A 21,825-nucleotide genomic window follows, 5' to 3' on the forward strand; every position below is an offset into this window, starting at 1 on the left:
TTTTTTGTGCTTTGAAAACTACTATTCCTGTTGGTGAAATGTCTCATGCGATGTGCTCTACCATTTCATACGATAGAGGATGGAAGAGTAGAGGAGGCGTCTGCATGCCAATACTAGATTCGGGTCTGCTGATTAATAGGAAGCATAAGCGTACCGCAGTTCTCAACTTGACGGTTATGAATATGGGAAGGCAGCCTGCTGTTGCCGGTATTCAAGTTTATACGCTGAACAAAGAAAGCTCGTTAACGGATGAATCACTAGCGGACAAAGGGAGCGGCATGCAGCATGAAGGCCTCTATGGCAGTCTGATCTTGCATACTCTTAAGCTCATTACGTTGAAGCCGCTCGGTCAGAATGAATCTGTTTTTGCAATTAGTCATGAGGTTAGTGAGCTAGAGATGTTTGGCGTACGGATCGTTACGAATGGTCTTGGTGCAGGAGATGTCCGTTCCTTACTCGTAGAGCTGGGTGAAGATGGAACGAGCATTGGTGAGCATCAGTTAAATGCGGAGAGTGCTAATCTAGTAGATGAGCAGATGCTTGCCTATGTGGCTAATCATACACAGCACACGTTGTCAGTCATACAAACCTCTACCTTAACTCAGGTTGCAACCGTTGTGCTTCCTCCCGGCAGTGGACCTCGCTTGCTGGCGATAACGCCAGATGGCGCTCTTGTTTATGTCACCTGCCAAGGCGACAAAACGATCAAAGTGATAGACTCCTTCACACAAACAGTCATCGCCGAGATAATCCTGCCGGTTGGAGCCGTTCCATTTGCGGTCGCTGTCTCACCGCACGGCAACAAAGCTTATGTATCCACTCTTCTTGAAGAATACGTAGTTGTCATTGACATCGCTACACAAACGATAAGCAAGTTTATACCCCTCCCTAAAGGATGCGACTGTTCAAGTATTGCGTTCACTCCGGATGGCCGGTATGCCTACTTATGTCTTATCAACAAAGGCTCAATGGCCATGTTGGATACGATGACCGATTCGATTATTCAAACGTTCAAGCTGCCTAGCGGCTGCCTGCCTTCCGCGGTTGTAATTTCACCTAACGGTGCTTTTGTATATGTAACCGATATCCATTTGGAAAAGGTATATGTCATTCGCCTTGCCACAAACACCATCATTGCTTCGATTAAGCTTGACGTCAACAGTGATCCTCAGAATCTTGTCGTTACGCCAGACGGCGCTCTTCTTTATGTAGCGTGCCGTGGGGGAGATGAGATCGTTGTTATTAATACGTCACGCAATGAAAAATTGACGACGATCGACCTGCCGGAAGGAAGCAACCTTAGCGATATTGCCGTATCAGCGGATGGTGCGAAAATCTACGTTACCGTGCTGACATTTGGATATGTGGCCGTCATTGATGTACAGAGTCAGCTGCCGATTGCTATACTGCCGACTGGAAGCTTCCCATCAGGAATCGCAATTACGCCGATATTGCTGAATTGAAAGAGGCAGTTCCTTAAGTAGCTTGAAGACTACTAATGGAACTGCCTCTTTTTTTTGATGTTAATTATCGATTCAAATCCAGTGGAAGCCATTCGAGCACACGCTTGATTTGTTTATCCCAGTAGCCCCACTCATGTGTACCAGACTCCTCTTCATAGGTGAGCGGTAGATTCAGTTCTCGAGCATAGTCACGGAATTTGATATTGTCCTCGTATAGGAAATCTTCAGTCCCACAGCACTGGTAGAGAAGCGGAGCTTTGTCGCCTAAAGCGGCTACATCGCGTGCTAGCTTGAATAAGTCGCTAGAGCTGTTTTCAGCTTGCTCCATAGACCCGAAGGATTTCTTGAAGTCATCAGAAAACAGCTTATGTACGCTAGAGATATCAAGAGAACCGGATAAGCTCGCCGCTGCTTGATAACGATCTGGTTGATTAAGCGCTAGCTTGAATGCGCCATAGCCGCCCATGGATAGACCGGCAACGAAATTATCTTCCCGGCGATCTGATAGAGGGAAGAACGATCTTGCAATAGCAGGTAATTCTTCGCTGATAAAAGACCAAAAATTTAATCCTTGCTCCATATCCGTATAGAAGCTTCGCTGAGCAGATGGCATGACTACTGCAATGCCTAGTTCTGCAACGTAACGTTCAATGGAAGTGCGTCTGAGCCATATCGTATGATCATCTGAAAGTCCATGTAAGAGAAGCAGTGTTTTATGCTTCTGATCGGAAGCGCGTGAGTGCATGCCAATTTGGGAATAAGTCGTTTGCGGTAAAATGACAGTCATTGAGGTGGAGATGCCAAGTGTTTCGGAATAAAAGTCACATTGAATTAGAGCCATAGTAGTACCTCCATTTGATATAAGGATCATGAATGTCTGAGAACAACATTCCACGCTGCCGTGTGAAAATCCTGCCTCGATCAACAATTATTCATTTCTTGGACTGGTCAGCCATATAGTGTGAGAAGAGATATTCTAGGTCGAGCCTTGAGCCTGGTGGAGGAGGGTAGACAATGAGTGAGAAGAATGGTGTGCTTGATCTGCATATACAAGGGATGAGCTGTACAGCTTGTGCTGTTCGGATTGAAAAGGCAGTTGGCAAAATGTCCGGCATATCCAGCATATCTGTCCAATATGCAGCCAAATCAGCCCATATTCGTTTCACGCCAGATGTCGCTAATGCCTCAGGTATTATCGAAAGGATTGGCCAAATCGGATTTCATGCCGATTATGCGGAGGCAGCTAAAGGCAGTGACAACGAAATTGAAAAGCTGCAAATGAGATTCATCGTGGCAGCTCTTCTGACGTTTCCTTTACTTTGGGCGATGGCACATCATTATAGCTGGCTGCGCGGGATCCCGGTACCCTTCATGCTGCAGGAGCCGCTGCTGCAATTTATACTCGCAGCAATTGTTCAATTTTTTATCGGAATGCCTTTTTATTTTGGTGCTTTTTATGCCCTGCGAGAACGGATGGCGAACATGGATGTACTGGTCGCAATCGGGACAACAGCAGCATTCGGATATAGTTATTATGCGATGATGACGGGGGGAGCTCTGTACTTTGAGACCTCAGCTGTTGTGATTACGGCTGTTCTTCTCGGTAAGCTGCTCGAAGCATCAGCTACCGAGCGGGTGATGAGGGATAATGAAGCGTTCGCGGCGCTGCAGGCAAAAGATGCGCTGGTGCTCCGCAGTGGTAGAAGAGAAAAAATTCCGGTCGATCGGATTCGAGTGGGTGATCAGCTTCTTGCGGAGGATAATCAGCTTCTTGCTGCGGATGGCATTGTGTTAGAAGGGCAGGCATCCGTAGACGAATCATTCCTAACAGGTGAGAGCATGCCCGTTACGAAGCATATCGGAGATCAAGTGTTCGCTGGCACTAGAATTCGTGGATTCTCAGCGCTTCGCATTCAAGTAACGGCTATCGGAGAGGATAGGCTGTTAAGTCGTATCACGGTACTGACCCGTCAGGCACAGTCGACCAAATCATCAATTGGAAGAAAAGTGGATCGAATCTCGGGGATTTTTGTTCCAGTTATGCTTCTGCTTTCTCTAGGTACTTTATTGCTGTGGCTGCTTGTTCTGCGGCCAGGCGATTGGGGAACGGCCTCTGTACATGCACTTGCTGTTCTGCTGGCGGCTTGTCCCTGTGCGCTTGGTCTTGCTGCTCCGATATCACTTGTTTTGGCATCGGGCAAGCTAGCTAGACGAGGCATCGTGCTTAAGGATGCGGGGGCACTAGAGAGGCTGACGCAGATTGATACGATTGTACTCGATAAGACAGGCACCCTTACAGAAGGGCATCCTTCATTAACAGGTATATCTAGTGGATATGGATCACCAAATCGACTGCTGAGATTGGTGGCAGCTGTGGAAGAGCATGCCCAGCATCCCTTTGCCTCCGCCGTATGCGCGGCGGCAAAGCGAGCGGGTCTTGTTGTTCCTGAAGCAAAAGCTTTCCAAACTTATCTAGGTAAGGGTGTTGAAGCCACCGTCGAGGGCATGCGAATTGAGGTGGGCAACGCCCGCTTTGGCTCAGAGCGGGGATGGTGGCAGCCAACTCCGGAAGTCAATCGATTTGTCACGAATAAAGAAATGGCAGGGGAAACGGTTGTCTATGTTGCGATCAATGGGGAGTTTAGTGGAGCACTAGCCTTTGCAGATCCAGTGAAGCGCTCTTCGGTGGAGGCTGTACAAGCTCTTCAATCAGAAGGAATTGCGGTATGGATGGCAACTGGGGACCATTGGGCTGCAGCTAATTCGGCAGGGCTTAAGACAGGTATAGGCTCCATTCATGCCTCGATGCTGCCAGAGCAAAAAGTGAATTTTATTAAAAAGCTGCAGCAGGAAGGGCATATTGTGGGGATGGTTGGCGATGGATTCAATGATGCGCCAGCTCTTGCTATGGCCGATGTCGGTGTTGCTATGGGGAATGGTACGGAAGCAGCGCTAGATGCTGGGCATCTGACTCTTATACGTCCGAGGCTAACGGGTATCCATGAAGCTTTAATCATCAGCCGTTTAACCGTAACAAACATTCGTCAGAACTTAGGATTTGCTTTTGTATACAATCTTGTCGTTATTCCGTTCGCTGCACTTGGTGCCATTGAGCCCTGGATGGCAGGCACCGCGATGGCACTTAGCTCTGTCTCCGTTGTAGGCAATGCTCTGAGATTAAGTGGTCAAATGAACAGGGCCTTGAACCGTAGTCAGCTTGTTTGAGGTTGCTTATGGGGTCTTATTCCTCCAAATCGTCTAGTATGTCTTCTGCTGGGTTACTTGTCTTCGCACGGATGATCGCTAAGACCGCTGCTGCGGCCCATAAAGCAGAGGAATTGTTTACTGGCGGTTTTTCCTTTTCACTCATTCGTTTAGCCTCCTATTTTCTCACGTAGTAATCTTATACTTTTAGAATTATGCGGCAAGGCTCGACAAAAGACCCCGTTATGAAGGCTGTTTAGTGTAGACAACTTTAAAACAGAGTGTTATAGTTACACATGCAATAATCACATAGTAGTTTGAAACAGGTGCCTTAGCAGATGCTACGGCTTAATAGGGAAGACCGGTGAAACACCGGCACGGACCCGCCACTGTAAGGAGTGTCAGTACGCAAATACGAGCTTTGATAAAGCTGGGCATTGCGGATTGACGAACGCATGGATTAAAAGGTCACTGGGCGTACGGAACGCTCGGGAAGATGATCAATGCGGTTGCTCCAAGTCAGGATACCTGCCTGTTTTGTTAAACGCTACCTACGAGGATTTAGGGAAGTGTTAGAGATTGGCTAAGATACGAATTCGGACACGGATCCCTCGCAATGGACTGTTGCGCGTAGGGAACTGCTGTTCTTCGAACCTTAAGCATTTCTGACACTTTTGTCGGAGATGCTTTTTTTGTTGCTTTCATAGAGAAGCAATTAGTAGAAGAGAAACAATTGGGCAGAGCCTGATAATAATGAACAAAGGAGCTAGAAAAATGAAATCAAGCAACATGTACAAATGGTTGAAATTATCCATGATGGTCGTCTTTACAGCTATGCTGCTTATCACAGCAGCTTGCGGAAACAAAGGAACAGGAAGCGATGGAGACACAAAAAATACGAATGCCGGAACAATAACGAACACAGGTGATGCAGCTACACCGAACGATACAAAAGAAGCAGCGAAAGCAACCGTCTACCCTTTAACAGTCAAGGATGCGACGAATACAGAGCTTACTTTTGCTCAAGCGCCTCAAAAAATCGTAACCCTGCTTCCTAGTGAAACCGAGATTGTTTATTCACTTGGTGCTGGCGAACAGGTCGTTGGTGTGGATGACAATTCCAATTATCCTTCAGAAGTGGCATCCAAAGAGAAAATCGGTGGAATGGAAGCGAATATTGAGAAGATTGTTTCCTTGAAGCCTGATCTTGTACTAGCTTCCTCAAGCATGAACAAGCCCGTTATTGACAAATTGCGCTCATTGAAATTAAACGTTTATGCAACAGATCCGAAGACGTACAACGCTGTAATCGAGAAAATCACTCAAATCGGTGCTATCCTTGACCACAACGATAAAGCAGCTGAAGTAACGAAGCATATGCAAGAAGTACTTACGCAGGTAACGGATACGCTGAAAGATGCACCGAAGCCTACGGTTTACCTGGAGTTCTCGCCGGGCTGGACAGTTGGAAAAGGCCAATTTCTTGATGAATTGATTACGCTAGCTGGCGGGACAAACATCGCCACTAAGCCCGATTGGTATGAGATTGATCCAGAAGCAGTCTTGAAAGCTAATCCAGACTTCATCATCTATGCATCGATGACGGTCAAAGAAGGCGAGAAGAATCCCATTCTTGCCGCAATCGAGAGCAGACCAGGCTGGAAAACGATTAAAGCCATTTCGGACAAGAAGCTATTCGAGGTTGATCAGGACCCGCTTGTTCGCGTAGGTCCCCGTCTTGCAGACGGTTTACTGGAAGTAGCCAAAAAACTTCATCCTGATCTTATTAAGTAATGATGAAAATAAAACTGTACACTTACGGAGGAGCAGCTATGCTCCTCCTTCTCGCATCTATAGTCGTTAGTTTATCGATCGGTTCGGCTGGTTTACCGTTGCGTGATGTGTGGGGAATTCTTGTTCATCAGCTTCCTTGGATGGATGGAGGTGTTAGCAAATGGGATGCAGGAGACATCGCTATTGTGACCCAATTAAGACTTTCACGTGTTCTGCTAGCCATACTTGTTGGTGCTTGTCTATCCCTTGCAGGCGCTGGTTTTCAAGGTGTCCTGCGCAACCCGCTTGCTGATCCTTTTACGCTTGGTGTGGCTTCAGGCTGCTCGGTCGGTGCAGCTTTTCTAATCGTATTTGGATTTCAGACGGTCATTGGCATCTGGTCGGTGCCGCTCGTTGCTTTTATTACGGGTATAATTACGCTTCTTATTGTTTTTACACTTTCCAGGGCAAGAGGTTCGATGAATGTAGAGACACTTATTCTATCTGGTGTTATTGTGCAAGCGTTTCTAGGAGCAATCGTTTCTTTCATGGTTTCCTTATCGCAAGGTGTTGTGAACGAAATAATGTTCTGGTTAATGGGCAGCTTGAGCGCTCGCAGCTGGGAGCATGTGAAGCTGATATTGCCTTTCCTTCTAGTTGGTTTTCCAGTGCTCATCCGCTATGGTCAGCCTTTGAATCTATTTGTCTTTGGAGAACGGCATGCGGCTCAAATGGGAATTAATGTGGAACGGACGAAGCTGCTCGTACTTATAACCTCAACACTTCTAACCGCTGTAGCAGTCTCGATTGCTGGAGTCGTCGGCTTTGTTGGATTAGTCGTGCCTCATTTGCTTCGGCTATTGGTAGGGCCGGATTATCGGATTATTATTCCGTTATCTGCGATTGGAGGAGGCATTTACTTACTATGGGCCGATACGCTTGCAAGAACCATGTTGAGCCCAAAGGAAATTTCACTCGGTGTGGTTACAGCATTAATCGGTGCACCATTTTTCGCATATTTGCTCTATAGGCGCAAGGTGCTGCAAGGAGGCTCGTCATGATCGAGGTACGAGGCTTGGTGAAAGAGATAAACGGAAATCCGATCTTGAATGATCTATCGTTTATATTGGAACCAGGCAGCATGTATGGGATTATTGGACCAAATGGCGTAGGCAAGTCTACGCTGTTACATCTCTTATCCGGAGTCGATAAGCCAACGAGTGGAGAGGTGCTACTTGAAGGACGGGTGGCAAGCAGCTATAACCGAAAGGAAGTAGCAAAGTGGGTTGCCGTGCTTCAGCAGGGAGGACTCGGCTCAGTCGGATTTACGGTGCGTGAAGTTGTAGCTATGGGACGGTATCCCTTTCAAAACTGGATGGGTGAAGAGAAGGCAGATCAATCTTCTATTATTGATGAGGCACTTCAAGCGATGGGTTTGACGGAACTGCAGGAGCGAAGAATGGATCAGCTTAGTGGGGGGGAAAGGCAGCGTGTTGCCTTGGCTAAAGTCATGGTACAAGAGCCAAGACTGCTGCTTCTTGATGAACCGACAACCTTCCTAGATATTGGCTTCCAGGTTCAACTTCTTGACATCGTGAAGGGCTGGCAGCGCGAGCGAAAGATGACCGTTGTTGCTGTACTGCATGATCTCAATTTGGCCGCTCATTACTGCGATAAACTGCTTGTGCTCCATGAAGGCCATATTGAAGCGTTCGCATCTGCAGTAGACATTATAGAACCTCAGTTAATTGAACGAGTATTTGGTGCTAGAACCATCATACTGACTCATCCAGAAACAGGAGTTCCCCAGCTGCTGCTGCATCCATCACAGCCTTCGGCACAACAAGAATATGGGATATAGAGAGGAAGTAGAGGGAAATGAATGAACAAGTATTAGAAGACCTAATTAACGCAATAAAACCGATTAACGAGCAAGCTGCTGAGGAGGCGACTCATCGGCTGGATAGTTTGACCAAGCCGCCGGGCAGCTTAGGCAAGCTCGAAGATATTGCCCGCCAGCTTGCTGGAATTACAGGTGAAGTAGCAGCTGACTTATCGAAGCGAGCTGTCATAGTGATGGCGGGTGATCATGGGGTTTGTGAGGAAGGAATAAGTGCTTTCCCTGCTGAGGTAACACCGCAGATGGTGATGAACTTCCTATCAGGGGGGGCAGCTGTTAATGTGCTCGCTAGACAGGCGGGTGCTGAAGTGTTTTGCGTAGATATGGGAGTAAATGCAGATCTTGAGCATGCTCTGTTGATTGATCGTAAGGTGCGTAAAGGGACAGCTAATATGGCGCGTGAAGCAGCAATGTCACGTAAAGAGGCGATCTCTGCTATCGTGGCAGGGGTTGAAGTCGTGGCTGAGCTAGTTGCTAAGGGCTACCGGATGTTCGCGACCGGAGAGATGGGAATTGGCAACACGACGGCGAGTGCTGCGCTATGCACCGTGCTTGGCGGTATGTCGGCTGATGAAGCTGTCGGTCTTGGTACAGGTATCGCGCAGCAGCGTAGGGAGCATAAAGTGGATGTGGTGAATCGCGCCATTGCCTTGAATCAACCAAGCTCAACCGATGCGGTTGATGCCCTTGCAAAGGTTGGCGGACTTGAAATCGCTGGCTTGGTGGGTGTTATTCTTGGTGCCGCTGTGAATCGTTGTCCCGTTGTCATCGATGGATTCATCTCCTCCGCGGCAGCCTTAGTTGCTTCCGTTATTGCGCCTCAAAGTGTACCTTATATGATTGGCTCTCATCTATCCCATGAACAAGGACATCGTAAGCTGTTATCTACTATAGGACTTTCGCCAATGATTCATTTGGATATGAGGCTTGGGGAAGGGACTGGAGCTGTGCTCGGCTTCCATTTCATAGATGCTGCTCTTCTTATTATGCGAGAGATGGCTACCTTTGAAAGTGCTGGTGTATCCCGGGAGTAAGGGAGTGTTCATAACGTTAAGCGTTAGGGGGCAAAAGTAGATATGGCGATTTTAGTTACAGGCGGGGCCCGAAGCGGCAAAAGCGATTTTGCCGAACGTTATGCGATGAAATTGAGCTCAAATGGGGTTTATATCGCAACATCGCAGAGCTGGGACAATGAGATGACAGAGCGAATTGAGCGTCATAAGCAGGCACGTGGTTTATCCGCGTACAGGTGGCAAACGGTGGAAGAGCCCTATGAGATTGCCGCGTTATTACGGCAGTTTGAACAGGAAGCGGTGGCTGGTGAAGAAAGGCCAGCCGTTCTGATTGATTGTTTAACGCTTTGGCTAACGAATTGGATGCTCAAGCTGGATCAGGGAGAGATAGAGGATTCTGTGGTGATGGGTCATACTGATCAGAACGATCAGAACGATCAGAATGATCAGAACGATCAGAATGATCAGAACGATCACCCTTTGCATGTAACAGAACACGATTTAGCTTCTGTGTTGGATGATTTTATCCTGGCTGTAGAGAGCTATAGCGGGCCGTTAATTATGGTCACGAATGAGGTAGGCAGCGGCATCGTTCCTGCTTATCCGCTAGGAAGAAGATTTCGGGATGAAGCAGGTCGATTGAATCGAAGGCTGGCTGGTATTTGTGAACAAGCTTTTCTCGTCGTAGCGGGCTTTCCACTAGACTTGAAGGCACATGCCTTCAAGTTGGAGGAGCTGTAGCATGCTGTTTTACTCCTTGCCAGAGATTCTCCTGCTCACAGCCGCCGCTATTATAATCGATTGGATTATCGGCGATCCCAAATGGCCGACTCATCCTGTAATTTGGATAGGAAAGTTCATTCGATTGCTGGAGAAGCGTCTTCGACCGGACGGGGTAGAGATGTCCTCGTCCAAACTTCGAGCTCAGGGTGTTATTTTGACTAGCATAGTAACGCTGCTTTCATTTGTAATGATAGGGCTGATCACGATACTTGCTGCTTGGATCCATCCTTGGTTGGGTTATGCCTTCACGGCATGGTACATTTCGACGACAATGGCGGTTAAAGGACTCAAGGATGCGGCTATGCTTGTTTATCGTCCATTAATGGCAGGTAATTTAGATGATGCTAGAAAGTATACGGGATACATTGTTAGCCGAGATACAGCGACGATGGAAGAAAAGGATACGGTACGTGCAACGGTAGAGACCGTTGCCGAGAACACGGTAGACGCCTTTGTTTCGCCGTTTGTTTTTGCTTTATTAGGCGGCGCTCCACTAGCCATGCTCTATAGAGCGGCGAATACACTGGATTCTATGGTTGGCTATCGGAATGAACAGTATCTCTATTTTGGCTGGGCTTCAGCAAGATTCGATGATGTCTTGAATTATATACCTGCACGTCTAGCTGGGCTGCTCCTTGCTTTGTCTTCAGTCCTTTGTTTAGGGTTTCGGGCTGGTCTGCGCTCGATCAAGGCGATTGTTCAATTCGCCAACCTTCACCCGAGTCCGAACAGCGGTATTCCAGAATCTGCTGTGGCCGGTGCGCTTGGTATTGAACTCGGAGGGCGGAATGTTTACTTTGGTATTGCGAGTGAACGGGCAAGATTAGGCTGGCCGCTTCGTGAGCTAAGAGCACAAGATATTATCATTTCGGTTCGTCTGCTCTATTTGGTTTCCATGCTGTTGTTAGCGGGGGTATTTATTCTATGGCTGTTCGTTTCTTAAAGAATCAAATGCAAGCAGCTGGCGCTGCTTTTCAGCTTATTACGCGAATTCCAATTCCAGTCATGATCCCGTTCGTTCCCCAGGTGCTAGCACGAAGCGTCATCTACTATCCCGTTGTAGGAACGATAGTAGGCGGCTTTGCAGCAGCAGCAGGCTGGCTATTATTCGGCCATTTACCGGCTATGCCATCGGCAGTCATTGTATTAATGCTATGGGCTGCGCTAAGTGGTGCCTTGCATTTGGACGGTTTAATGGATACGGCTGACGGTGTATTAAGTCATCGTTCACGCGATCGGATGCTGGAGATTATGAAAGATAGCCGAGTTGGAGCGATGGGCGTCATTGTAGCTGTTATCTTGCTTCTCTTTAAATTCTCGCTTCTTGCTTCGCTGCTAGAAGGAGAGAGTTGGCTCGGGGCAGCGCTGCAGATTATTGCTGCCTGCGGCTGGAGCAGGCTGTGGCTTGTATGGGCAATGATTATTTGGCCCTTTGCCCGAACGGGTGAGGGAATGGCATCGATGTTCGCTGAAGTTCGTGTACGTCACGCCATAGCGGCAACCTTGCTGCAAGTAGTATTGATATTTGGGGTTGGTCTTGCCTTTGGCAGCTCATGGAGTTCAATCATGAGTCTGATGCTTATACAAGCAGGCGTAACGCTTGTAATAGGGGGAATCATTTCTCACTGGTTGTATCGCAAACTTGGTGGCTTAACAGGTGATACGTATGGGGCGTTGAATGAACTGATAGAATCAGCCTTATTGTTCGCCACTCTATGTGAATTAATGTGGTTAAATTAAGGTTCTAAACCATAATCAATGCATGCCATCACCAGAAGTGCATAGCGAAGCGGACGGAATCGTTCTGAAGAAGCGATAGCGTTCGCCTTTGTCTCCTTATTTCTACCCCCTAAGGGATAGAATCAGGAAATAGGGAGACAACAGCGATCGTAAGAATGATCCGGCAGCAAAGCGGCCTTCTACGAACAATACTTTAAATATATCAAGCACTTATTTTGGTGTTGAGTCTAAATTAATGTGGTTAAATAAATGTTTGAATAAATGGTTAAATAAATAATTATTCCGGGATTTGAATATATTTAATGAGATTAAATAAAGGGGCGTTTAGTCATGTTGGAGCGATTCGGACACGGTGGGGATTTGCTGACTGCACAGGAGCTGTACGGAATGGGAGCAGATCGTTTTCTCGATTTTAGCGCCAATATGAATCCGCTTGGACCACCGCCCTGCGTTGCCGATGTGCTTAGACGATACGCAGATTCAATTGGTCACTATCCGGATCCAGTGGTGAGAGGCTTACGGCTTAAGTTGGCTAATCATCATAGCGTAGAAGAAGACAATATTCTGGTAGGGAATGGTGCAGCAGAGCTTATTGATCTTGTCGTTCGTTTACTCAAGCCAGCTGTAACGGTAATCACTGCCCCTTGCTTCAATGAATATGGGGATGCTTCCCGTAAAATTGGCAGTGAGGTTCGCTTGCTCCAGCTTAAAGCCGATCATCAATTTCGTCTGACTGAGGAGCTTGTCCTGCAGATGCTTAGCAGGCTAAGGGATGAGGGGAAAAAGGCGAGTGAAACATTATGGTTCCTAGGCTCTCCGAATAATCCAACGGGTCAGCTCATTGAACCCGAGGTCGTAAAGCTGCTGCTCCATGAAGGTGAGACGGTTGCCGTAGACGAGGCATTCATGGATTTTGTAGAGAATGAGAATCGTTGGAGTCTGTTGGAGGAGGCAGCTTCATCCGAGCGGCTGATCGTCATCCGTTCGATGACTAAATTTTATGCGATCCCAGGCATTCGTCTAGGCTATCTAGTAGGAGGTTCAGCGTTTGTTCAAGCGTTAGGAGAGCTGCAAATTCCATGGAGTGTTAATTCACTAGCACAGCAAATTGGTGAAGTGGTGTTGGAAGATCGGGAGTATCACGAGAAGACGAGAACATGGCTGCAAACGGAACGTCCTTGGTTTACAGAGCAGCTATCCTCAATGGGTCTAACGGTCTTTGAGGGTTCTGTCAATTATGTCCTCTTTGAGATTCCAGAGCGATTCGGATGGACGTCGATACAGCTGCAGCAAGCATTAGGCAAAAGAGGGATTCTCCTTCGTGATGCATCCGGCTATAAAGGTTTGAATGGGGCCTATTGCCGAAGCGCAGTTCGCTTCCGTGGGGATCATATCCGACTTCTACATGAGCTGGAAGAGCTGCTGCTTCAGGGTGCTAAATGAGGTCAGTGAGAGAATAATCGGAGGTTGGTTCAGAATGAGAGAAAGAGAGCCGCTTAAGCTCGCTCGAACGATAATGGTGCAGGGAACGGCATCAGATGTTGGGAAAAGCGTCATTACCGCCGCGTTATGCCGAATTTTTACAGAGGATGGTTGGCGGGTTGCACCGTTTAAATCGCAAAATATGTCTCTGAACTCCTACGTAACATGGGATGGTAAAGAGATCGGACGTGCTCAGGGTATGCAGGCAGATGCGTGCGGAATTCTAGCGACTACGGATATGAATCCCATTCTATTAAAGCCGAAGAAGGATATGGTCTCGCAGGTTATTGTCCATGGCAAGCCGCTCGGAGATTTCGCGGCTCGTGTCTACCGTGAAGAGGTACTCTCTAAGGCGGAGCCGATCGTAAGGCAAGCACTGGACAATTTGCGGAAAGAGTACGACATCGTTGTGCTTGAGGGTGCTGGCAGCCCAGCCGAGATTAATTTGAAGAGCCGCGATATTGTCAATATGAAAGCTGCAAAGTGGGCTGACGCTCCTGTCATTCTTGTCGCAGATATTGACCGGGGTGGTGTATTCGCCTCTATCGTCGGTACACTTGAGCTGCTTGAACCGGATGAGCGTGCTCGTGTGTGCGGTTTTATTATTAATAAATTCCGCGGTGATGTATCACTGCTGCAATCAGGGCTGGACTGGCTGGAAGAGAGAACGGGGAAACCGGTATTGGGCGTTGTTCCTCATTTGCATGAGCTAGGCCTAGAAGATGAGGATTCACTGTCCCTTGATGTTGCGATTCAGAAACTTGCAGCTGAATCACTGGCGGAGCAATCAAACGCAAAGAAGTTGGATATTGCCGTTCTTCGACTTCCTCATATATCCAATTTCACCGATATTGATCCCTTGCGCTCTGAGCCGGATGTCCATGTGCGATTTATTACTTCTTTACAGCAATGGGGCAAGCCAGATGCCGTCATCGTTCCAGGCAGTAAAAACACGGTTGATGATCTTCTTTATCTGCGCGCGAGCGGACTTGCTGAGAAGCTCGAACAATATAGGCTGAGCGGTGGGGATATTGCAGGTATATGCGGTGGCTATGAAATGTTTGGCTCCAAGCTGCTTGATCCTCTGCATACTGAATCTGACCAAGGGGAGACGGAGGGATTCAATTGGTTCCCTTTTGAGGTCACTTTCGCCGCTGAGAAAAGAACGGAGCGGGTGGAAGGGACGATTCAGCTTGCTGGTCTCGATGGATCGTTTGCCGTTGAAGGCTATGAGATTCATATGGGTGAGGTTAGCTGGCAGGATAGGAAAGGCCATGAAGCGGGTAATCCCTCTTTCGTATTGGAAGGGGTGCTAGACCAGTTTGACGAGTCAGACCAAGCAGATCAGCCAGACCAAGCAGACCAAGCAGACCAAGCAGACCAAGCAGACCAAGCAGACCAAGCAGACCAAGCAGACCAAGCAGACCAAGCTGACCAGGCAGACCAGGCAGACCAGCCAGACCAAGCAGACCAAACAGACCGAACAGACCAAACAGACCAAACAGACCAAACAGACCAGGCAGCTAGATTGCCTTTGCTATTGCGAAATAAAAGGAACGCCCATGGGGATGGAAGTGAGCAGCATCTTGATTCTTATATAGCCGAGGGCTGCGCATCAGAGGATGGGCGCGTCTGGGGCACTTTTTTACACGGGATATTACATAATGATGACTTTCGACTCGCTTGGTTAAACAGGCTCCGAATGGATCGCGGACTCGAGCCATTGCTTGAAGGGGTACGTGTTCAGGAGCAGCGGGAACAATCCTTCAGCCGACTTGCAGACCATGTTCGTACATATGTGAATATTGATCGTATCAAACAGGTTATGGGAATTGGTGAGCAAGCTTGTTTAAGCCGAAAGGACTAATGATGGAGGGGATACTGGGATGAGTCAGCCTTTTCGCAGTGGACATGGTTTCTATCGACCTAGCGTCTGTGAGGGGATCACGCTGGAGCTTAGAGAGGATCATATTGCACTCAGAAGTCCTGAGGTTGTATTAGCTCTAAGCAGTGCGGTTTATGGCGGTGGGTTCGTTTATGCGGATAGCTTTATTAATTGGAAGGTTCCCCTAACCTATAACTGCAGCGATCCCGTGAAGGATTTGAGCTTCATTATGGAGCAGCAAGGATATTCATTAAACTCTTCGGTAGGATTAATAACAGCGGCCAATCTAACGCATGCATCGATTATGGAGACTGATGGAGATCGATTCTCAATCCTTTGCTGTACGACGGCGGGCACAACGAATGCTGCAAGAGCAGGGCTAAGACGTTCTTTTTTTCCAGCCTATGAGGCAGGCACTATTAATACCTTCTTATTCATCGATGGTAGGATGACGTCTTCTGCCATGGTGAATGCGGTAATAACAGCTACAGAGGCGAAGACCGCAGCTTTGCAGGATCTTGGAATTATGGAAACGATGCATGGCCGCCTTGCGACAGGAACGACAACGGATTCCATCGTTATTGCACTCAGTCAGTCCAATCGCTATGACGAGCTTCACGCTTATGCTGGCACAGCTACGACGATTGGCGATGGCATCTCGCGAATGGTGTATGAAACCGTTCATGAGTCCGTGCGTACACAGAATGAAGGTTAACCCCTTGATCTAATTCATTCGATCTTCCACTTATGAACTTATATAGGAGCAGGAGTGAAACTTACACTTCTGCTTCTTTCCGTACATTCCGGCTTTGAATCCATTCCATAGTCATACCCTTCGATTTGACCAGCATTTCTGCTAACCCAATGACTAAACGAATACCAGTTCATTGAGAATCTGATTAACGAAGTTCCCTTCAATCGTTTATTTGTGATGCCATTAGCCTTTTAGACGCCAAAGTTAGTATAATGATACGATATATTCCGTTAAGTGATCAGTTATTGACTGTGTACATGAAGAAGAGGTGACAAATACATGGAATACCGGCAAAAGCAGGAGTTGCCGATAGATGGCTTGCTTCCAGAGCTTCTGGAGAAGCTCGCCGAACAAAAGAACGCTGTCCTTATCGCTGCGCCTGGTGCGGGGAAGACAACACGAGTGCCTTTGGCCTTGCTGGGTGCGCCTTGGCTTGATGGTCAGCGGATTGTTATGTTGGAGCCAAGGCGGCTCGCTGCACGAGCAGCTGCACGGTACATGGCGAATTCGTTGGGAGAACAACCAGGCGGTACGGTTGGGTACCGGGTTCGATTAGATACGAAGGTAGGACCGAATACACGGATTGAAGTGATAACAGAAGGTGTTTTTACTCGGATGCTGCAAGCAGACCCGGCACTTGAAGGTATTGGCATCGTCATATTCGATGAATTTCATGAGCGTCATTTGCATTCAGATCTTGGACTCGCTCTGAGCTTGCAGTCCCAGTCGGTTTTTCGGGAAGACCTGCGGCTGCTTGTCATGTCTGCGACGCTTGATGCTGAGCCAGTGGCAGACTTGCTTGGTGGAGCGCCAGTTATCGTTAGTGAGGGACGCGCTTATCCGGTGGATACGCATTATGCGATCAAACGAATGGAAGGACGTGTAGAGGAAGCTGTCGCCTTGCTTGTTGCTGATGCCATGAATAAGCATGATGGGGATGCGCTTGTGTTCTTGCCGGGCGCGGGTGAAATACGCCGTGTTCAGAGGCTGCTGGGAGCAGCAGGCTTAAGCGCGAATATTCGCGTGATGCCTTTATATGGCAGCATGCCGCCGGAAGCGCAGGATCATGCGGTTGCGGCTTGTGTTGATGGCGAGCGAAAGATCGTGCTCGCCTCAACCATTGCCGAGTCGAGCGTGACGGTGCGAGGCGTGCGAATCGTGGTCGACAGCGGCTTGAGCCGCGTGCCGCGCTTCTCTGCGCGCACGGGTATGACAAGGCTGGAGACAGTGCCCGTATCTGTCGCATCGGCCGATCAGCGGCGTGGACGGGCTGGTCGGGAAGCGCCGGGCGTATGCTACCGGCTGTGGACCGAGATGGAGCATCGCGCGCTGATTCCTCAGAGCGAGCCGGAGCTGCTTAGTGCCGATTTGGCGCCGCTTGCGTTGGAGCTCGCCATATGGGGCATCGATGATCCAGCGGCGGAGCTGGCGTGGCTGAACAAGCCGCCCGCTGCGGCTTACACGCAAGCGCTGAATTTGCTGCGCGAGTTGGATGCTCTTGATGCGCAGCGTCATCCAACTGCGCATGGAAGGGCGATGGCTGAGCTCGGTATGCATCCGCGGCTTGCGCATATGGTGCTTGAAGCGATCAAGCTGGGGTATGGCGCGGTCGCTTGTGAACTTGCAGCACTGCTGAGCGATCGCGACCCGCTGCGCGCAAGCCGAAGCTCAGATATGCGGCTTCGACTTGATGCGCTGCATGGACGAGCGACTAGCGGTGCGGAGCTAGATGAAGCGGCTAGCAGAAGAATCGCAGCCGAAGCAAAAGAGTGGATGCGAGCGGCTGGAATCCACACGAACAAGAATGGCAGCAGCCTTGGAAGTGAGGGGATTTCCGATAGGAACATAGCTTGCTGTGGTCTGCTGATCGCACTTGCCTACCCGGACCGAATCGCCAAGCGTCGCGAGGATGGAAGATTCCTGCTCCGTAACGGTCGCGGCGCGGCGATACAAGAGCTGCAGCAGCTATCGGGTTCCTCTTATTTGGCGGTAGCTGAGCTAGAGGATATTGGAGCAGACTGCCGCATTCTACTCGCGGCACCTCTAACACAAGCCGAAATCGAGCAGCATTTTGCTAGTCAGCTGGAAGTGGAAACGGAAGTGAGATGGGAGCGTTCAGCCGAAGCTGTTCGAGCTAGGCGCAGAGTGAAGCTTGGTTCGCTCATCCTGAAGGAAGGGATGCTGGCAGATCCTAATCCATCTCTTGTAGCCGATGCCTTGTTGAGCGGAATCGCCGAGCAAGGACTTGATCTGCTCCCGTGGTCGAAGCCAGCTCGTCAACTTCAAGCGCGCATCGAGCTGATGCGTTCACACAATCTCACATGGCCAGACGTTTCTGAGACAACCTTGATCGCTTCGCTAAACGAATGGTTAAGCCCCTACATCGGAGGGATGCGAAGTCGCAGCGATCTAGGTCGATTGAATATGACTGCCATTATGGAATCCCAACTATCCTGGCAAGAACGGCAGCAGCTGGATGAAGAGGTGCCGACTCACCTGACTGTACCTAGCGGATCGCGTATTCCAGTCGATTATAGTGATCCAGCTGCTCCATTTCTAGCCGTGAGGCTTCAAGAACTGTTCGGTCTTCGCCAAACGCCGCTTATCGCGGGAGGCAAGCTGCCAGTTACGATTCATTTATTGTCCCCTGCGCACCGACCAGTACAGGTCACGAAAGATTTAGCGAGCTTTTGGCAGCAGACCTATTTTGATGTGAAGAAGGATTTAAAAGGACGTTATCCCAAGCATTACTGGCCGGATAATCCACTGGAAGCGACGCCGACGAATCGGGCCAAGCCTCGAACTTGGTAGCTGATGAGTCAACCTAGCGAAGCGGACGGAATCGTTCTGAAGAAGCGATAGCGTTCGCCTTTGTCTCCTTATTTCTACCCTTGAGGGATAGAATCAAGAAATAGGGAGACAACAGCGATCGTAAGAATGATCCGTCCGCGCAGCGGGCTTCTATGCACCCTGCTTCTATGCACCCTGCTTCTATGCACCCTGCTTCTACGCACCATGCTTCGAATTGCACTTATTTTAGTGTTGAGCCAACAAAAGGAAAACGAGATACTATCACGTACAAATAGGAGGTTCCTGCAATATGAATACGACCGTATCCGAAACAATTATTATCGCCTATCTGATTATTATGAACATAGCGGCATTCCTTATGATGCGCAGCGACAAAATTCGTGCGGTCCACGATCGCAGACATCGAATTCCAGAACGTAAGCTGCTAGGAGTGAGTGCTTTGGGAGGCTCGCTCGGTGGGTATGTCGCCATGCGTATGTTTCACCACAAAACAAAGCATGCTTCTTTTGCAATCGGCATTCCATTCATGCTCATTATTCATATAGCCATTGGGATTATGTTGATCAGATAGATCAGTGAATCATTTACAAATAATATTAGTTGAACCTAATTACTATGCGATTTTTGTTACAAATGGAATGGATTGACTGTCCCTAGCTGACTGTGCTATATTGTTCACTCGTGCTCCGTGTGCTTATCTGCGGGGACCATAATAGTATTCGACCAAGCCGCATGAGAATGCGGCTTTCGCTGACTTCGCATATGCGGATTGCTCGTGAAAGCCGCGTACAAAAGGCAGGCTAGTAGTCGAAGAGGGAGGTAACTGACATGACTGTTCAAAGTGCCTTTCAAGACGAAGCGGAGCGGGTTGAAATCGTTCTGCGGCATATTCGCAATCAGCTTCGTGCAATCGGCCCAAGGTATACCGGAGATGATTTCACTGAGCAAATGCTCCAGCTCCAACGTGAGGAGCGGCAGCAGCGTCTTGAAGTATCGGAGAAGGAGCCCTATTTTGGCCGCATTGATTTTCAAGAGCCTTCACAGCAAGAACCTAAACCCCTTTATATTGGAAAAGCCGGCGTTGCCCATGAGAAGACCACTGAATTGCTCGTCATCGATTGGCGTGCTCCTGTAGCCAGTCTTTTCTACGCGTTCAGCGGCGGTGAAGCACCAGTTTCCTATGAATCGCCTGATGGGGATATTGAAGGAACGGTCCATTTGAAGCGCAACCTAATGGTTCGCGAAGGTAAGCTGGAGCGTCTTGTAGACAGCTACGTCCGTGGACAAGAAGAGGAATCTGTTACGGATGAATTTCTATTGTACCGGCTGGGCGAGAGCAAGGATAACAAGCTCCGTGACATTGTATCGACGATTCAGCAAGAGCAGGACCGCATTATTCGTACCGAGAAGAATAAAGCCGTATTCATTCAAGGGGTTGCGGGAAGCGGTAAAACGACCGTTGCGCTGCATCGCCTCGCTTATTTGCTATACCGTTACGCTGGCAGCATCCGAGCGGAGCGAATGGTTATTTTTGCGCCTAACCGAATGTTTCTGGATTACATATCCGGTGTTCTGCCAGAGCTTGGTGTTGGGGATATCGTTCAGACCACTTATACCGAATGGGCGCTTGATCAGCTCCAGCAAACTGTAAGGCTTGATGAAGCGACCGACACGATGGACTATTGGTTCGAGCAGCCTCGCACAAGAGAAGAGATTGAGCAGGCACCTGGCCGTCTCAAAGGCAGCTTGGCATTCAAGCGGGCAGTCGATGAAAAGCTGGCTCAGACGGAGGAGACACTGCTTCCTCAGCAGTCCTTTGAACCGATTGAAGGCATGGTCTTGAAACCGGCAGCAATCGCAGAATGGATTGCCACGGATGATTACGGAGAACCATTCATGAAAAGGCGCAACCGTCTGGTCAGCCGCATCAAACGCTGGCTGGAATCAGAGTGGAAGACAAGACGTCTTACGGATAGTAAGTTAAAAACAAAAGCAAATGCAAAATTAAACGCGTACTGCAAAAAGATTCCTTCTTACACTGCGCCTCAATTATACAGTCTGCTCTTAAATGACGCGGCAGCAGTTCCGATGCTCAGTGCGCAGGCACGTACTACATCGATAAAAGCATTAAAGCAGTCCAAGGTGCAGCCCGAGGACTTGGCTCCGCTTGTGTATATCCAGCTTCGTTTATTCGGTTTCGACAATCCGACCTTTGATCATGTTGTTATTGATGAAGCCCAGGACTATTCGCCTTTCCAGCTTGAAGCTCTAAAGCTCTGTCAACGACAAGCTTCTATGACGGTGCTAGGGGATTTACAGCAAGGTATTCATGGCTATGCAGGTATTCATAGCTGGGGTGAGCTAACCGCTTTGTTCCCAGCGGATCATACTGGTTATTTCGAGCTCGACCGAAGCTATCGGTCGACGATGGAAATTATTGATTTTGCCAATCGGGTGCTCGGCGGGATGGGAGATGGGGTCAAACCTGCTACACCTGTATTCCGGAGCGGTGAGGCTGTTGATGTAGAGCAGGCTATCAATGATGGAGTTCGGCTGGACGAGATTGTTCAAACCGTGAAGAATTGGCGCAACGAAGAGAGCTATCGCACGATTGCTGTTCTTGGCCGGACTGCACGCTCCTGTGAGGCTATTGCGACGAGACTCGAAGCCGAAGGGATTCAGGTCTCGCTCGTGCAGAGCAAGCAGGAGGCGTACAAAGGCGGTTTGACGGTTGTTCCCGCTTACTTGGCCAAAGGCCTCGAGTTTGATGCGGTGCTTATTGCTGATGCTGATCAAACGAGCTTCGGCCCAAATGACGCGAAGCTGCTCTATGTAGCTTGCACACGTGCCCTCCATAAGCTGAAGCTGCTGTACTGCGGCGCTTTGACGAATTTAGTGGAAGAAGCTGTGGCACAAAGCTAGCTATTGGCCTCAATTTGTATGTGAGTGAGTTTAGAATGAATATACGCGTCGCAAGAAGGGCCTTTCTTAGCAGCTTAAACTGCTGGGAGAGGCCC

The 21,825-nt window shown here is 48.8% G+C and carries 17 protein-coding genes and 1 riboswitch; of the genes, 15 read left to right on the forward strand and 2 right to left on the reverse strand.

Going from position 1 to position 21,825, the window contains the following annotated elements; genetic code table 11:
* Positions 1-104 precede the first annotated feature (104 nt).
* Complete coding sequence (locus EKN16_RS06310) at positions 105-1,463, forward strand: beta-propeller fold lactonase family protein (RefSeq protein WP_164522697.1); 1,359 nt, start codon at positions 105-107, stop codon at positions 1,461-1,463.
* 64 nt (positions 1,464-1,527) lie between these two features.
* Here EKN16_RS06310 and EKN16_RS06315 read toward each other — a convergent pair whose 3' ends face one another.
* A complete protein-coding gene (locus tag EKN16_RS06315) occupies positions 1,528-2,304 on the reverse strand; it encodes an alpha/beta hydrolase (protein WP_125654676.1) in 777 nt (258 codons plus the stop codon).
* 173 nt (positions 2,305-2,477) lie between these two features.
* Between EKN16_RS06315 and EKN16_RS06320 the strand changes: the two genes are divergently transcribed.
* Positions 2,478-4,688, forward strand: a complete 2,211-nt coding sequence (locus EKN16_RS06320; RefSeq protein WP_125654678.1) for a heavy metal translocating P-type ATPase — start codon at positions 2,478-2,480, stop codon at positions 4,686-4,688.
* Positions 4,689-4,704: 16 nt separating this feature from the next.
* Here the strand turns inward: EKN16_RS06320 and EKN16_RS33430 are convergent, their stop codons facing one another.
* Positions 4,705-4,833: a hypothetical protein gene (locus EKN16_RS33430; RefSeq protein ID WP_260182754.1), complete on the reverse strand. Its 129-nt coding sequence runs from the start codon at positions 4,831-4,833 to the stop codon at positions 4,705-4,707.
* 141 nt (positions 4,834-4,974) lie between these two features.
* Positions 4,975-5,217, forward strand: a riboswitch (cobalamin riboswitch).
* Positions 5,218-5,441: 224 nt separating this feature from the next.
* Here EKN16_RS33430 and EKN16_RS06325 point away from each other — a divergent pair.
* The 13 genes from EKN16_RS06325 (at position 5,442) to EKN16_RS06385 (ending at position 21,730) form a co-directional block, all read left to right on the forward strand.
* A complete protein-coding gene (locus EKN16_RS06325) occupies positions 5,442-6,461 on the forward strand; it encodes an ABC transporter substrate-binding protein (protein WP_125654680.1) in 1,020 nt (339 codons plus the stop codon).
* 2 nt (positions 6,462-6,463) lie between these two features.
* Positions 6,464-7,501: a FecCD family ABC transporter permease gene (locus EKN16_RS06330; RefSeq protein ID WP_125665915.1), complete on the forward strand. Its 1,038-nt coding sequence runs from the start codon at positions 6,464-6,466 to the stop codon at positions 7,499-7,501.
* Positions 7,498-8,301: an ABC transporter ATP-binding protein gene (locus EKN16_RS06335; protein WP_125654682.1), complete on the forward strand. Its 804-nt coding sequence runs from the start codon at positions 7,498-7,500 to the stop codon at positions 8,299-8,301. Before EKN16_RS06330 ends, EKN16_RS06335 begins: the two co-directional genes overlap by 4 nt.
* A gap of 17 nt (positions 8,302-8,318) precedes the next feature.
* Complete coding sequence (cobT, locus tag EKN16_RS06340; protein WP_125654684.1) at positions 8,319-9,374, forward strand: nicotinate-nucleotide--dimethylbenzimidazole phosphoribosyltransferase; 1,056 nt, start codon at positions 8,319-8,321, stop codon at positions 9,372-9,374.
* A 42-nt stretch (positions 9,375-9,416) separates the two neighbouring features.
* On the forward strand, positions 9,417-10,094 hold the full coding sequence (gene cobU / locus EKN16_RS06345) for a bifunctional adenosylcobinamide kinase/adenosylcobinamide-phosphate guanylyltransferase (RefSeq protein ID WP_125654686.1): 678 nt from the start codon (positions 9,417-9,419) through the stop codon (positions 10,092-10,094).
* Between the two features lies 1 nt (position 10,095).
* On the forward strand, positions 10,096-11,079 hold the full coding sequence (cbiB, locus tag EKN16_RS06350; protein WP_125654688.1) for an adenosylcobinamide-phosphate synthase CbiB: 984 nt from the start codon (positions 10,096-10,098) through the stop codon (positions 11,077-11,079).
* Positions 11,061-11,876 (forward strand): adenosylcobinamide-GDP ribazoletransferase, encoded by an 816-nt coding sequence (gene cobS / locus EKN16_RS06355; RefSeq protein WP_125654690.1) that lies wholly within the window; start codon positions 11,061-11,063, stop codon positions 11,874-11,876. Before cbiB ends, cobS begins: the two co-directional genes overlap by 19 nt.
* Before the next feature lie 330 nt (positions 11,877-12,206).
* The gene (locus tag EKN16_RS06360) at positions 12,207-13,319 is read left to right on the forward strand and encodes a pyridoxal phosphate-dependent aminotransferase (RefSeq protein ID WP_125654692.1); all 1,113 of its coding nucleotides are present in this window, start codon (positions 12,207-12,209) and stop codon (positions 13,317-13,319) included.
* A gap of 34 nt (positions 13,320-13,353) precedes the next feature.
* Entirely contained in the window at positions 13,354-15,225 is a 1,872-nt protein-coding gene (locus tag EKN16_RS06365) for a cobyric acid synthase (RefSeq protein WP_125654694.1), read from the forward strand.
* 19 nt (positions 15,226-15,244) lie between these two features.
* Positions 15,245-15,958 (forward strand): adenosylcobinamide amidohydrolase, encoded by a 714-nt coding sequence (locus tag EKN16_RS06370; protein WP_125654696.1) that lies wholly within the window; start codon positions 15,245-15,247, stop codon positions 15,956-15,958.
* Positions 15,959-16,276: 318 nt separating this feature from the next.
* Positions 16,277-18,808 (forward strand): ATP-dependent helicase HrpB, encoded by a 2,532-nt coding sequence (hrpB, locus tag EKN16_RS06375; protein ID WP_125654698.1) that lies wholly within the window; start codon positions 16,277-16,279, stop codon positions 18,806-18,808.
* A gap of 289 nt (positions 18,809-19,097) precedes the next feature.
* The gene (locus tag EKN16_RS06380) at positions 19,098-19,379 is read left to right on the forward strand and encodes a DUF1294 domain-containing protein (RefSeq protein WP_125654700.1); all 282 of its coding nucleotides are present in this window, start codon (positions 19,098-19,100) and stop codon (positions 19,377-19,379) included.
* Positions 19,380-19,636: 257 nt separating this feature from the next.
* Positions 19,637-21,730 (forward strand): HelD family protein, encoded by a 2,094-nt coding sequence (locus EKN16_RS06385; RefSeq protein WP_125654702.1) that lies wholly within the window; start codon positions 19,637-19,639, stop codon positions 21,728-21,730.
* The last annotated feature ends 95 nt before the right edge of the window (positions 21,731-21,825 follow it).

The organism is Paenibacillus baekrokdamisoli (assembly GCF_003945345.1).
Classification (GTDB): domain Bacteria; phylum Bacillota; class Bacilli; order Paenibacillales; family Paenibacillaceae; genus Paenibacillus_Z; species Paenibacillus_Z baekrokdamisoli.